Origin of the sequence: Mesorhizobium sp. M0954, from assembly GCF_040319155.1 — a bacterium.
In the GTDB taxonomy this organism is placed as follows: Bacteria; Pseudomonadota; Alphaproteobacteria; order Rhizobiales; family Rhizobiaceae; genus Mesorhizobium.
In genome coordinates this window covers 1-13989 of the sequence record NZ_JAMYNR010000058.1, presented here as the reverse complement: position 1 = coordinate 13989, position 13989 = coordinate 1, and the positions used below count along the sequence as shown (strand labels likewise).

General features: G+C 60.8%; 14 protein-coding genes and 1 pseudogene. 4 read left to right on the top strand and 11 right to left on the bottom strand.

Annotated features, from left to right (window positions below; translation table 11 throughout):
* Both NKH93_RS33655 and NKH93_RS33650 read right to left on the bottom strand, forming a co-directional pair.
* Nucleotides 1-286 (bottom strand): TCP-1/cpn60 chaperonin family protein (locus NKH93_RS33655; protein ID WP_352976219.1); only part of this gene is annotated, 286 nt, incomplete at its 3' end.
* 113 nt (nucleotides 287-399) lie between these two features.
* Nucleotides 400-714 (bottom strand): co-chaperone GroES, encoded by a 315-nt coding sequence (locus NKH93_RS33650; RefSeq protein WP_352542955.1) that lies wholly within the window; start codon nucleotides 712-714, stop codon nucleotides 400-402.
* 493 nt (nucleotides 715-1207) lie between these two features.
* Between NKH93_RS33650 and NKH93_RS33645 the strand changes: the two are divergent.
* The 4 genes and pseudogenes from NKH93_RS33645 (at nucleotide 1208) to NKH93_RS33630 (ending at nucleotide 2358) form a co-directional block, all read left to right on the top strand.
* Nucleotides 1208-1470 (top strand): annotated as a pseudogene (locus tag NKH93_RS33645) (hypothetical protein).
* A complete protein-coding gene (locus NKH93_RS33640; protein ID WP_352542956.1) occupies nucleotides 1467-1784 on the top strand; it encodes a hypothetical protein in 318 nt (105 codons plus the stop codon). The pseudogene NKH93_RS33645 and the gene NKH93_RS33640 overlap by 4 nt, the downstream one beginning before the upstream one ends.
* A gap of 143 nt (nucleotides 1785-1927) precedes the next feature.
* A complete protein-coding gene (locus tag NKH93_RS33635; RefSeq protein ID WP_352542957.1) occupies nucleotides 1928-2170 on the top strand; it encodes a hypothetical protein in 243 nt (80 codons plus the stop codon).
* Complete coding sequence (locus tag NKH93_RS33630; protein WP_352542958.1) at nucleotides 2167-2358, top strand: hypothetical protein; 192 nt, start codon at nucleotides 2167-2169, stop codon at nucleotides 2356-2358. Before NKH93_RS33635 ends, NKH93_RS33630 begins: the two co-directional genes overlap by 4 nt.
* A 606-nt stretch (nucleotides 2359-2964) precedes the next feature.
* On the opposite strand, the gene NKH93_RS33625 is transcribed toward NKH93_RS33630, so the two are convergent.
* From NKH93_RS33625 to NKH93_RS33585, 9 genes are all read right to left on the bottom strand, one after another.
* Nucleotides 2965-3978: an ABC transporter substrate-binding protein gene (locus NKH93_RS33625; protein WP_352922522.1), complete on the bottom strand. Its 1014-nt coding sequence runs from the start codon at nucleotides 3976-3978 to the stop codon at nucleotides 2965-2967.
* A gap of 687 nt (nucleotides 3979-4665) precedes the next feature.
* Entirely contained in the window at nucleotides 4666-5793 is a 1128-nt protein-coding gene (locus tag NKH93_RS33620) for an adenylate/guanylate cyclase domain-containing protein (RefSeq protein WP_352922520.1), read from the bottom strand.
* A gap of 14 nt (nucleotides 5794-5807) precedes the next feature.
* Nucleotides 5808-6173 carry a response regulator gene (locus tag NKH93_RS33615; protein WP_352748615.1) on the bottom strand — a complete coding sequence of 122 codons (366 nt, stop codon included), beginning with the start codon at nucleotides 6171-6173 and terminating at the stop codon, nucleotides 5808-5810.
* On the bottom strand, nucleotides 6170-8824 hold the full coding sequence (locus NKH93_RS33610; RefSeq protein ID WP_352922518.1) for a GAF domain-containing protein: 2655 nt from the start codon (nucleotides 8822-8824) through the stop codon (nucleotides 6170-6172). Before NKH93_RS33610 ends, NKH93_RS33615 begins: the two co-directional genes overlap by 4 nt.
* A complete protein-coding gene (locus NKH93_RS33605) occupies nucleotides 8790-9374 on the bottom strand; it encodes an SCO family protein (RefSeq protein WP_352819248.1) in 585 nt (194 codons plus the stop codon). The genes NKH93_RS33610 and NKH93_RS33605 overlap by 35 nt, the downstream gene beginning before the upstream one ends.
* On the bottom strand, nucleotides 9371-10381 hold the full coding sequence (locus tag NKH93_RS33600) for an ABC transporter substrate-binding protein (protein ID WP_352976213.1): 1011 nt from the start codon (nucleotides 10379-10381) through the stop codon (nucleotides 9371-9373). The genes NKH93_RS33605 and NKH93_RS33600 overlap by 4 nt, the downstream gene beginning before the upstream one ends.
* A 32-nt stretch (nucleotides 10382-10413) precedes the next feature.
* A complete protein-coding gene (locus tag NKH93_RS33595) occupies nucleotides 10414-11421 on the bottom strand; it encodes an ABC transporter substrate-binding protein (RefSeq protein WP_352976210.1) in 1008 nt (335 codons plus the stop codon).
* 45 nt (nucleotides 11422-11466) lie between these two features.
* Nucleotides 11467-12474 (bottom strand): ABC transporter substrate-binding protein, encoded by a 1008-nt coding sequence (locus NKH93_RS33590; protein ID WP_352542840.1) that lies wholly within the window; start codon nucleotides 12472-12474, stop codon nucleotides 11467-11469.
* Nucleotides 12475-12504: 30 nt separating this feature from the next.
* A complete protein-coding gene (locus NKH93_RS33585) occupies nucleotides 12505-13518 on the bottom strand; it encodes an ABC transporter substrate-binding protein (protein WP_352542839.1) in 1014 nt (337 codons plus the stop codon).
* Nucleotides 13519-13989: the final 471 nt, after the last annotated feature.

Here is a 13989-nt window from a genome sequence, read left to right as displayed (position 1 = left end):
CAAGCACCGTGGCGGTGGTGGTGCCGTCGCCGGCAAGGTCGTTGGTCTTCGAGGCCACTTCGCGCACCATCTGCGCGCCCATGTTTTCGAACTTGTCGGAAAGTTCGATTTCCTTGGCCACCGTCACCCCGTCCTTGGTGATGCGCGGCGCGCCGTAGGCCTTGTCGATGATGACGTTGCGGCCCTTGGGGCCGAGCGTCACCTTGACGGCGTTGTTGAGGATTTCGACGCCGCGCAGCATGCGGTCGCGGGCGTCGGTGGAGAATTTGATTTCCTTGGCAGACATTTTTTATCCCGTCGAATTTGGAGTGGAACGGTCGCCGCGCGGAACGCGCTGCGCTTGTTCTTTCAAATACTGGAGCGACCTTTGCGCGCCTTGAGGGACACGCGCCGCTCCAGTCAGGCGGCCTTCTTGGCTTCGACAGCTTTGTCGATGACGCCCATGATGTCGGCCTCCTTCATGATCAGAAGGTCCTCGCCGTAGATCTTGACCTCCGTGCCCGACCATTTGCCGAACAGGATCAGGTCGCCGGCCTTGACGTCGAGCGGAACAAGCGCGCCATTCTCGTCGCGTCCGCCCGGGCCGACGGCGATCACTTCGCCTTCCTGTGGTTTCTCCTTGGCATTGTCGGGAATGATGATGCCGCCCTTGGATTTGGTGTCGCCTTCGGCGCGGCGAATGACGACGCGATCGTGGAGTGGCCGGAATTTCATGGGGAACTTCTTTCTGGGGCCAGCATAGGCGGCCGCTACCCCTGATATAGGCGCGTTGGCACTCGATAGATAGGAGTGCCAGAATTATTTCTGGCCAATGGCCAAGAATTCGAATGATATAATTCGAGACGCCAGAAATTCGTTCGGATGTGAGGAAAACTTTGTGCCGGCTTGAATTTCGCGGATGCGGGTTATTATTTCAAAGATCAAATAAAGGAGGCCGCGACCTTGTTTGGAACTCAATTGAGGCGCATAGGTAAAACTTGTTGATTTGGGTCGAGTTGGCTTTGTGTCAGAGCCCCGCCATTCACCACCGAATTCTCGAAAATGAGTGCATGCGCCGGTCCGGCGCACATCTCGTTCCGTTCGGATCCTGGAATGAAACCGACGCTGACCACGGATGTACTGGCAGCCGTCGGGCATCGTCCCGGCGGTTCGAGTGGGACTGATACGGAAAGGCGCAGCCGCCCGTTTCCGCGGAAAGCCGCAATTCATGACCAGCCGCACCACAAATACAGTCGTTCGCTTCAAGTCGGCGTTTTCGCTGCCCGGCTTTGATACACCGCAACCGCCCGGAGAGTATCGGGTTGACCATGACGAGGAGGCCCTCGAAGGGACTTCCCAGATCGCATGGCGCCGCGTGGCCACCTTCATTCACCTCCGGCGATCACCGCGAGCGGTGCTACGCAGCAGATGGTGCCGATCGAACCGGCATTGCTTCAAGCCTCGCTGGAGCTGGACGAGAGACAATCATGAGAACCACAACCCTGATGCAACGCAACGCACGCCCAGTCCGCCGCGAAGCCGCAACGCATCTCTTTGCCGTCGGACAAGCTGTCCGGCTGAAGAGCGGCATCGGCACGTTTCCAAAGGCCGCGGAAATCTACCGCGTCACAGCAAGGCTCCCGCCGAGCGGAAATTCGCTGCAGTACCGCATCCGCAGCGACGTCGAACTTCATGAACGGGTGGCGATGCAGGACAGTCTCGAACCGGTCGACACTTCGCCCGGTGACAGCACAACGCTCATCGAAAGGATCTTCGAACGTGTCAAAGGGACAGAAATGGTTTAGCCGGAAGATCGGGAACCCGACGCAGGAGAAGGTCCCGCCCAAGCCTGAAAGCGTATTCGGCGCCCACACCAGAGTTGCAGCCGATATCAATGCCCGGCGCGGCAAGGGCAAGAACTGACGTAGCGACACGGGCACGGATGACGATGAAGATCGTGATCGAATTCTATCGCACCCGAACCTCGGACGATGCGCATGCCGTGGTCGGGCGCGAGACGGCGCAAGCGGCCAACCTCGACCATGCGCTCGAGATCGCCAGGCTTTTGGCCAAAACCTTGAACATGCCGCAGCGGCCGGACGCCATGACGATCGCCGACGCGAAGGGCGCAACGCTCTATTCCGGCGTTCTGGCCACGGAAGCGATCAATGAGGAAAGGCCAACGCCATGAGTGCCCGTAGCAACGAAACCGATCGGCAGTGCAACGCCGCCGGGCTTGCGGTCTGGGAAAATGAGGGTGGGACATCGGGACGCGACTTCGCGGACCGTCAATATGGCCGCCGCGTCGAGGCGGATCGGTCCTGGACCGTCTATCATGTCTTCAGCGGAATTCCGGCGCTGATCGACGTGGTGCCATGACCGGCCTCAGCCGGTCGGATGCGACGCGCAGCATGTTGTCCCTCAATCAGCGCAATGCCGAGTGCCAGAGGGCGTGGGTTGCGGCGCCGCCAATTGTCCCACACGAGGCAGCGGCGGGCCAATCATGACGCTCTCCTTCCCAAACCCCAGCCGCAGATTCGATGAAGTGTGCGATTTTCGGTAGGTAGGCCCCGAATCACGAACGTTCTGATAACACCGGAATGTCGCCTCCTGGAGCAAGCGACCAACGCAGTGCCGCAGTCGAGAACGGCTAGCACCGTCGTTGCGGCCAAGATGGAGGTCGCCAGCGGAATGGCGCTCACGTTTGCGACATTTGTTGCCGTGTGGTTGCTGTTGATGGAAACGGCTGCTCCCACGAAACAGCAGTCCTCCAGAGACAACTAATATCTGCAGGCTGGTTGCTGCCACCATCGGGCCGCGTTGGTCGCCGCGAAAATCGCGCAGCGACACGCGCGTCCCGTCCTGCGATGTCAACGTGATGTCCTGAGCCATTCCGATTGTCGGCAGGCGCTCGTCCTTCGGCGCGTCGTGCTCACTCGCCCGCGCTATGACCAGCGCCAAGGCGTGACTGCGTCTGCTAGGGTCTCAGGCCTTCAACTCGCGTTTGAGCTCCTCGAGGAAACGCCAGTCCGTTCCGTTGGACAGGATTTGTTGCGGGCTCGACTTGATCATGCCGGTCTCCTGCATGCGCAGCGCATAGAAGCGCACGCTGTCTTCGGCGTCGAACACGCGCCACTTGTCGTGCTGAGCACCGTTCAGCGTCCCAAGCGCTTCGTCATAGTTGGGTAGAAAGCCTCGGTCGACGAGCTGCTGTGCCGCCAACGACGGATCAGAAGCGCACAGGTCAGCGGATTTGAGAATGGCGCGCAACACCCGCTTCGTCGCGACCGGGTATCTGCTCACGTAGTCCGCATTGCCGGCAACCATGCAGCAAAAGTATTGCGACCACGGGCGGTCGGTCCCGTTGTTGACGATCGTATGGCCGATCTTCCGGGCGTGCAGGATCTGCGGTTCGGGCGGACCTGCCATGTAGGCATCGACCTTGCCGTCGATGAACATTTGCATGGGGGCCTGTTCTCCCTCCACCCACTCGATATCGTGCACCGGATCAAGCCCGACATAGTTGGCCATGAGGGCCGTCAGGATGTGAGGATGCGACTCCACCGACCCTCCCCCGACGCGCTTGCCCCGCAGATCCCTGATGCTGCGGACGCTGTCGTTGCCGATCAGTTCGAAGCAGCCGGAATGCACGCCGATCAGCACTTTGACCGGCACGCCGGCGTCGATGGACCTAATGTGCATCGACGGCATGTTCATGTCGAAATCGATCAGGCCGGCGGAGAGCCACTTGGAATTGTCGACGTGGGTGTCGCCTTCGACATATTGGATATCGGTGAAACCGTCGGCGCGCAGAAGTTCTCCGGCAAGGTAGATGGACGCCCAACAGTAAGCGCCTCCGACCCACTGCCCCAAGCGGACGGTTGTCGTTTCCAGAGCAGGCTCCCCGGCCGCACTGGATGTGCGAACATTGAAGAGCCCGGCACCGCCGATCGCCGACAGGCCGGTCAGGAATGTGCGACGATTCTGCATTAGCTTCATCGGGACGCTCCTTTGGCAAATTGATCATCCCTAGGAATCAACCAAATGACCCCAATAGAGGACGGACAATGCGTGAGCGCGCCGAGTAATCGCGAGTTGGAGCACGCCCTGTATAAAGGCGGGAGTCTTGTCGTTCTTCAGTCGCTGGCCAAGAACGCTTTCAGCCAACGATTAACGACCATACGCCTTGTCAACGTTCGTGGCGAGGGCAATGCTCTCAGCCAGGGCCAAGCCCTTTACGGAACCCTCGTACCTTCCAGGGCGCTGACAAAACGGATCGTCGGGTAGTTGCCAAAAGGCGCCTTCTCGAACCAATTCGAGACGTTCGAGTTCATCCCACGTGACGACTGGATCGGGTCCAAAGTTCGCGTTGGCAGAGGGCTGGCTTGCGCCACAGACGCTGCACCCATCCGCTACGGCCATCTTGTCCAGGCGCTGTTCATAGGTTGGGCTGGACTTCCGGAAACTCCTGTCGCGCCTTGTGGCGACCGGGCTTGAAAGAAGCCAACCAGGTATCTGTAACGTGCCTTGCGAGCTGACGTTGGGAAGTTTCCCCGAGCGAGGCGAATAGGGAGCAACGGCCATGGAGCTCAAAGGCCGTCCGATCGCTGATCGGTCTAGCTGCCCGCATCATTGTATGGCCCATTCAGCGCAGGAGGCGATCTATCTCATTAGGCACAGTGATCCCTAGCTGGGCCGGCCGATCCACCGCACAATTTCATAGGCAGGCATCGGTCGGCGAAAGCCCTTCAGCGTCAGTTCGCCAACGGCGACGGACTCAACCAGGGATTCGACGGCACCAACGACCCGCTGGCTGACGAGAATCTGGCCTGGCCTGGCTTCCTCGCATAATCGGGCGGCGTGGTTCGACACTGTGCCTATCACTGCATAATCGGCGCGCTGATCGAAACCGATCCGCCCGATGGTTGCATGGCCTCGGGCGATGCCGATTCCGAAGCCGAGCAAGTGATCGCGCTTGCGCCATTGCTCTGAATGCTCGTCAATCGCATCACGCATCGCCGCAGCCATGCGGACGGCTCTCTCCGTATGGTCGGCGCAGGGCAGTGGATCGTTGAAAACGACGACGATACCGTCGCCCACGAATCGCTCAAGAGTTCCCTCGTAGCGGACGATTTGTTCACCAAGACAGGCGTGGTATTCGCCAAGAACCGCCATCACCTCCTCAGGTTCGGCAGTCTCGGCGAAGGCTGTAAAGCCGCGTAGATCGCAGAAAACGACGGTCACGTCGCGACGGTGACTTTGCAGAAGCGTGTCGCCATTTCCCGCCGCAAGGATGAGGTCCGCGACTTGCTCGGGCAGGAAACGCCGGAGCCGGCCCATTCGCTCGATCTCGATCACCTGCTCCGCCAGGGTCTGCTCGAGCGAGCGGTTCCAATCGGAAAGCTGCACGGCTTGGCTTGCGACGGTATCGTGAAGCGCCTTCTGGCGCAGCATCGAGCGCACCCGCGCCAACAGCGCCTGGTGCTCGAAGGGCTTTGTCAAATAGTCATCGCCCCCGGCGTCCAGCCCCTCGACCACATCGCGCGTGTCGGCTTTCGCGGTGACAAGAATGACCGGGATCGATCGCAGCGAGAGATCCTGCTTCAGCATACGCACCACGCTGATGCCGTCGAGCTTCGGCATCATGATGTCGAGCAGGATCAGATCCGGCGTGAGATCGCGGGCCTTACCAAGCCCCTCTTCACCATCCGCGGCAGTCACCACTTCGTAGCCATTCGCCTCGAGCCGCATGCGAAGGATCTCAAGGTTCTCCGGGGTATCGTCGACCGCGAGAATGCGAGGCGGATCGTGCAAGGTACCGTCTCCCCTCAGGAAAGGAACTGACGAATCTCGGCGAGCAGCTGGCGCGGACTGAATGGCTTGGCAATGTAGCCATCGCACCCTGCAGCAAGGGCCTTCGCCTCGTCGCCCGACAATGCATAGGATGTGACGGCAATGATCGGGATGTGCCGCAGCGCCGGATCGGCCTTTATACGGCGGGCCGCTTCATACCCGTCGATTACCGGCAGCTGAATGTCCATGAGGATCAGGTCTGGCTTCTCGGCCGCAGCAGCAGCGACGCCGGCGGCACCGTCCGCCGCCTCGATCAACTCGTATTCGGTGGTGGCGATGAGATCGCGGATGATCTGCCGGTTGTCCTCGGTGTCTTCCACCATCAGGATTCGTTTGCTCATGCGGCCCTCACTTCCTCATTCACCCGGATTGGTATCTTCAGCCGGAATGTCGATCCTGACCCGAGCACGGACTCGACGTCTATGGTCCCACCATGCATTTCGACGATGCGCTTTGTGATCGCCAGGCCGAGACCTGTGCCACCCTTCTGCCTGGTGCTGCTGTTGTCGACCTGCTGGAATTCTTCGAAGATGAGACCCTGGTCCTTGGACGCGATGCCGGGACCTGTATCCCGGACGGTGATCTCGAAATGTCCGTCTACCGCGCCGGCAAGAATGTCGACCGCACCCGTTTCGGTGAACTTGACGGCATTGCCTGCAAGATTGAGCAGGACCTGCATCAAACGGCGTTCGTCCCCGCGGCCGATTGGAAGGTTTTCGGCAACAGTCGTTGAAAGCTCAAGACCCTTCGCTCGTGCCAGCGGCTCGACAGCCGTAACGGTTAATCGAACAATCTGCGCGACGGAGTAGTCCTCGATCGCCAGCGTGAGCTGACCGGCTTCGATCTTCGAAAGGTCGAGTACGTCGTTGATGAGCCCGAGGAGATGACGGCCGTTTGCCTGCACACGCGCGACGGTCGTCTTTGCCTTGTCCGGAAGTTCGCCGTAGATGCCGTCGACCAGCAGTTCTGTGAAGCCCAAGACCGAATTGAGCGGTGTTCTGAGCTCGTGGCTCATATTCGCGAGGAACTGGGACTTGTGGCGGCTGGCGGTCTCCAGCTCCCGGCCTTTCTCCTCGATCTCGCGGAACAGCATGGCATTCTGGATCGCGAGCACCGATTGGGCTGCGAAGGTCTCCAGCAGGTGGACGACTTGCTCATGGAAGGCACCTGGCTTGTGGCGCCTGACGACCAGTGCACCTACGATCTTGTTGGGCCTCAGCAGCGGAACGATCAGGATACCGCGATATCCGGCATCGACGATCGTCTTTCTTACAAGGAAGGATGAGGTCTCCTGGCCGAGGTCGGGAAACTGCACCGGCATGCAGCGCCCGGGTGCGTCGCCGATCCCCATGTCGGCCAGCCCGATCGTCTGGTGTGAGACTGCGGCGATAAGCTCATCGCTCATACCGAAGTTTGCGCGCGGACGGAATTGCTGCCGCGTGCTGCTGAACACGTAGATGGTGCCAGCATCCGTCTCCGACAACTGGACCGCTTTGGCGACGATTGTTTTCAGCACCGTGTCGAGATCCAGCGTCGAATTGACCGCCTTGCTCACCTCACCAAGCGCCTCGAGCTCACCAACAGACGCGGCAAGCTCGCGCGTTCGTGACTGCACCGCCTCGAAGAGCCGCGCATTCTCGATGGCGATCACCGCCTGGTCGGCGAATGTCTCGACGAGCGCGATCTCCTTGGGATTGAAAGATTGCGGCTCAACCCGGGTCATGACGAATACGCCTACGAGATCACCCTCCCGCAACAGCGGGGCAGCGAGGACGGTGCGGAACCCGCCTGCCTCAGCGATCAGGGCCACGCGGTAGTCCGGATCAGCGGTCACGTCTTCGATTTGCACGATCCGACGTTCTTCGATTACGCGCCCTACGGCGGAGCCTCGGCCTGCGGCAAGCGCTGGAAGTGGATTGGCGTCGACATAAGCGCGGAAACTGGGCGGGTAGCCATGCGTCGACACATAGCGGAATACGCCATCCAACAACTGCACGATACCACCCTTGTCGGCACGGCAGAGCCTGACAGCCGATTCCACCAACGTATCGAGCACGACCTGTAGATCGAAGGTAGAGCGGCTGATGACCTTCAGAACATCTGCAGTGGCTGTCTGCTGCTGAAGGGCCTCGTCGAGCTGCTGGGTGCGCGTCTCAATCTCCTGATATAGGCGCCCCAGCTGGTCGGAGGTCTGGTTGACGTTAGCGGCGAGCACTCCAAGTTCGTCGCGATTGGCGACGGCAACGTGTTGGGCGAAGTCGCCGGCCGCTATTTGACTGAGACGCGTCTCGATCTTCTTGACCGGTTCGATCAACGACCATGAGATTATGTAGCCAAGCGCAAGCGCGAGCAGGATGCTGCCCACAGCGAAAGCAACCACGACCAGTTGGGAGGTGCCGTACGCCCCCTCGCTCGCTTCGATGGCCACGACCATGTCGGCTTCGGCCATGTTGACCAACTGGTTCGTCAGCCGCTCGAGGCGGTCGGCCGACGGCATGATCTCGTCCAGCTGAACCTTGCGCGCTTCGTCCGTGCGACCGGCGCGGAAGAGCTCCGCGACACGCGTCACGCCGGCCGCGAGCCGTTCGTATTCCTGTCGGACCTGGCCCAGCACCTCCGCCTCAGTTTCAGCGACGAACTCCATGCGGTCGAGGTCATAGCCAAACTGGTTGAGCTGGCGCAGCGCCCCATCCAGCATCCGGTTGTCCTGAAGCAACAGGGCGGTGGAGATGCCGTAGAGCTGGGTGGTCGTATCGTGCTGCACCTGGCGATAGGCCGCGATCCTGCGCTGCAGCTTGATCAGCTCGTTGGTCTGATCGTTGACCCCACTCAGCACCTGCAACCCGACGGCCCCGAGCACGATCAGCAGGCCGACGATCGACAGGAACGCGATCAAGAGCTTGGTCTGGACGCGCGCCGGCAGCCGGGCAACCCAGCCAACGAGCCGGTTCGTTATGCTATTTGGATTCGTCCAAGAGGCTGACAAGGTCATCCCGGAACTCCTCCAAGTCGAACCGGACGCCAAGATACTGTACTCGCAAGATGCCATTGGGGTCTACGAGCGACGTCAGCAAGGTATGGTCGACATCTCCGTTCACCGTTTTCTTCGCGATGACGCCGTATTTCCGTCCAACCTCATGGACAATCGCCGGATCACCGGTAAGAAACGACCAGCCCTTCAGATCGGCGCCAAAATTCTGTGCATATTCCTTCAAAACATCGGGGGTGTCGCGCTCCGGGTCGACGGTGATCGAAACGAAGGCGATTTGGGGTCCGAACGCATTACCCAACTCCTCCTGCACGCTGGCCATATGGGCGGTCAGCATGGGGCAGACGTCGGTACAGTGCGTATAGATGAATGAGACGGCGACCACCTTGCCGCGAAAGTCGTGCAGCGACACGCGCACACTATCCTGCGATACCAAGGTAAAGTCCGGCGCCTGTCCGATCGTCGGCAGGCGCTCGTCGTGCCGCGCGTCGTGCGCGTGTGCCGGCCCGGCCATCAGCGCCAGCACCAAGATGCGCGCCGGCCACTCGCTCACGTTTTCATCTCGCGCTTGATCTCGTTGAGGAGGCGCCAATCCGTGCCGTTGGCGATAATCTTGTTAGGGCCGGCCTCAATGAAGCCGACTTCGTTCATCCGCAGTGCGTAGAAGCGCATCGTGTCTTCGGGGTCGAACTCCCGCCACACGTCGTAGCGCGCTCCTCGCAAGCCCTCCAATGCATAGTCGTATCGATCGGTGAACTTGCCGTCGACCGATAGTTGCGCAGCCAGTTGCGGATCCGACACGCAGATGTCGGCGCCCTTGAGGATGGCTCGCAGCACGCGTTTGGTCGCCACCGGGTGTCTGTCGACATAGTCCGCGCGGCCGGCAAGCATGCAGCAGTAGTGTTGCGACCATGGCCGGTCGACGGTCGTATTAAGGATTGTGTGGCCGACGTTCCGGGCGCGCTGCTCCTGCGGCTCGGGTGGCACCGCCAGAAAGGCATCGACCTTTCCTTCGTTAAATAGTTGCATCGAGCTGACATCCGGGTTCGCGACCCACTTGAGATCGGTGGCGGGATCGAGACCGACATAGGCGGCCATGAGGGTTACGAGCATGTGCGGAGCTGACGTCAGCGCGAACACGCCCACCCTCTTGCCCTTGAGGTCGGAGATGCTGTTAATGCTTTCGTTGACGATCAGTTCGAGGCAGCCGGAGTGCAGGCCGGTGACCACCTTTATCGGCATGCCGGCCTCGATCGCCATGATGTGCGGTGGCGGAAAGTCGGTGGCGAAATCCAGTTCGCCGTTTGCGAGCATCGCGAACGGATCGGAGTCGGCGGCCAAGTCTATGTAGCGTACATCGGTGAACCCTTCGGCCCGCAATAACTCCCCGGCGATATTCTTGGGTGCTTCGCAAAGGGCGCGGAACGTCCTTGGCAAACGCACTGTCGTGGTCTCTGGCGCCGGCTCGGCATGAGCCGATGTCGGCACTTTGACGAGACCCGCGGCGCCGACCGCCGACAGGCCCATCATGAAGTGGCGGCGGCTCTGGACAATCTCCATGTCACGTCTCCTCTCCCTCGGCACGAGCAGACTCAGCCTTTCATCTCGCGCTTGACCTCGTTGAAAAAGCGCCAATCCGTGCCGTTCGCGATGATCTCGTTTGGGCTCGACTTGACAATCCCGGCTTCATGCAGCCGCAGCGAGAAGAACCTCATCGTGTCCTCGGGATCGAAGTCGCGCCAGTTAGAGTATGGGAGCTCGCGGAGCGACTGCAAAGCGTAGTCGTATTGTTCGGTGTGTCCGCGATCCACCAGAAGGCGTGCCACCCGTTCCGGTTCAGCCGCGCAGATGTCGGCCGATTTGATGATCGCCCGGATGACCCGCTTGGTGGCGGCTGGATTTTTCTCGGCATACGCGGCGTTGACCGCCAGCATGCAGCAGTAATATTGCGACCACGGTCGGTCCTTGGAACTGTCGAGGATGACGTGGCCGACTTTGCGGGCGCGGAGGTCTTGAGCCTCAGGCGGAAAAGCCAGGAAGGCGTCGACCTTGCCATCGGCGAAGAGCTCCGCCGGCTTTGCCTCGCCGACGATCCATTCGATGTCGCGTTGCGGATCGAGGCCGACATAGGTCGCCATGGCGCTGACGAAGATATGTGGATCCGACGATAGATTGCCGCCGACGCCGACCTTGCGGCCCTTGAGATCCGCGATGCTCTTGATGTCCTCGCGTCCGAACAACTCGTAGCAGCCGACATGCACTCCGGAGATCACCTTGATCGGTGCGCCAGTGTCGACCGGAATGATTAGGGCCGTGGCAAAGTCAATGCCGAAGTCGATGTCCCCGCGCGCCAGCATCTCGGTCTGGGCGATACCGGCCTCGGCGGCCACGAAGCCGAAATCTGAGAACCCCTCTGCGCGGATCAGATCCTCGGCGACGTACTGCGGAGCGATGCAGATACCAGGCGCCGCCGCAAAGCGGGCGGTCGTGGTTTCAGGTGCCGCTTCGGCGGCGGCCGCGTTGCGGCCCTTTGCAAGACCCGCGGCTGCGAGCGCAGACAGGCCTGTAAGGAAACGGCGACGGTTCTGGACAATCTGCACGAGTCTCTCCTTCCCTTGAAAAGGCAACGCGTATTGGCGATAGGTCTACGTCTTCAGCTCTCGCTTTAGCTCATTGAGGAAGCGCCAGTCTGTTCCGTTGGCGATGATCCTGTCGGGTGTGGACCCGATCAAACCGATTTCCTTCAGCCGCAGCGCATAGAAGCGGACGGTGTCAGTTGAATCGTAGTCCCGCCATTTCCGGTAGGGCAACTCGCTGATCGCTGCGAACGCGTCATCGTAGCGGCTGGCGAATCCGCCCGCGACCAAGCGCTCGGCAACCAAGGCCGGCGCGGCGGTGCATAGATCCGCGGCCTTGAGGATGGCGCGCAGCACCCGCTTGGTAGCAACCGGATGCGCGGCCACAAAATCGCTGTTGCCGGACAGCATGCAGCAAAAATATTGCGACCAAGGTCGGTCCACTGTGCTGTTGACGATCACGTGCCCGACCTTGCTGCGCCGCAATTCCTGCGGGTCCGGCGGAAAGCCCAGGAATGCATCGATTTCGCCCCGCGCGAACAGCTCCTTGGGCTTGACCGCCGGGTCCACCACCCAGTTGATGTCGCGCGCCGGATCGAGCCCGACATAGGCGGCGATGCTGGCGAGGAACAGATGCGGCCCCGAACCGAGCCCCTGGACGCCGACGTTCCGGCCTTTCAGATCGACGACGCTGTCGATCCCGTGCTTGGCAAACAGCTCGAAGCAACCGGGATGGACGCCCCCGAGCAGAGTGAGCCGCGCACCGGAGTCCAAGGCGACGATCGAATTTGTCACGAAGTTGAGGCTAAAGTCGATCTCGCCATTCGCCACCGCGGAGGCCGTGGCCGCACCGGGGCCTGCCGCGACATAGGCAACCTCGGTGAAGCCCTCAGCGCGCAGCAGGTCCTCTACAACATACTGTGGCGCCACGCAGATGCTAGGGATCTTGGCCAAGCGAATGCGTGTGGTCTCCGGCCCTGGCTCGGCAAGAACTCGAGTTGGAGCGCCGACGAGGCTTGCGGTGCCGGCAGCCGTCAGGCCGGCCAGGAAGCGCCTGCGGCTCTGAATGATTTGCATGTCTACGTCTCCCCTCGAGACCAGATGGGATCAGGTTTTCAGCTCACGCTTCAACTCGTCGAGGAAGCGCCAGTCCGTTCCGTTGGCGATGATCTGTTGTGGGCTGGACCTGATCATGCCGGTCTCCTGCATGCGCAGTGCGTAGAACCGCAAGGAGTCTTCGGGATCGAATTCCCGCCAGCGGTCGTACCGAATGTCCTTCAGAGTTTGGAGCGCGTAGTCATAGCTGGTCTCAAAATCGCGATCGACCATCTGCTGGGCCACACTTTCGGGATCTGACACGCAGAGGTCGGCGGCCTTGAGGATGGATCGCAAGACCCGCTTGGTCGCCACCGGGTATCTTGTCACATAGTCCGTCGTGGCCGAGATCATGCAGCAGAAATACTGCGACCACGGGCGGTCGACGGCATTGTTGAGGATCGTGTGGCCGATCTTCTTGGCGCGCAGCTCCTGCGGCTGGGGCGGCGTCCCGAGGAATGCGTCGATCTTCCCTTCGACGAAGAGTTCCGTCGGCTTGACGTCGTTAGTCAAGACCCATTGGATATCGTTCACTGGATCGAGTCCGACATAAGCGGACATGAGGGACAGCCACACGTGCCGCGAGTTGTTGAAACCGTTCACGCCCACTCTCTTGCCCCGCAGATCCGTGACGCTGCGAATGCTCTCCTTGGCGATCAGTTCGAGGCATCCCGAGTGCAAGCCGGTCAGCACCTTGATCGGCACGCCGGCGGCGATCGACGCGACCTGGTTCGGCGCAAAGTTCACGGAGAAATCGGTCTCACCGCGTGCGATCCATACCGATTGGTTGACGCTTCTGTCGCCTTCTATGTAGCGGACATCGGTAAGACCCTCGGCGCGCATCAGTTCTCCGGCGATGTACGCACCTGCCCAACAGTAGGAACTACCGACCCACAGCGGCAGACGAACCGTGGTCGTTTCCAACGGCGGTTCCGCGTGGAGTGACCCTGGAACACCGACGATACCGGCAGCGCCTGCCATTGCAGCGCCGGCTAGGAACCGGCGGCGGGTTTGGATGATCTGCATCAGAACGCTCCTCTTCCGATTGGCAAAAGCAATACTGGCCGGAACCGAGGAAAAGAGGTTTCAGCAGAGGCAGATGGTCTGGTGAGCGCGACGAGTAGTTGTGGAACCTAGCGCGCCTAGTCCGATGCGAGAGTCTTGCGCTCTCAGTCGCCGGCTCATTTATTAGCAACAGACGATATGCCACGATACGCCCAATTTGCGTAGGTAGCGAGCGCAAAACTTGCTACGCCGAACGTCCCGCCAGCGCCTCGCTGTCATGGAGACTGTTTACGGGGTTGCGAATGGCCAGTTCAAGTTTGCTGCGGCCGGACCCACCCGCTGAACGTCCGCTATCGTTCTTCGGACGCCAAAAGCCGCCATTCCGCTGTCGTGAAGAGTTTCGGGCGCCGGCAGGCGTACGAAAGTCCCCGAGGAAGGAACCCGCGGGCCACAGGCGATGGCTATGGGGATTTCGGATTTCGGCAGATGTCG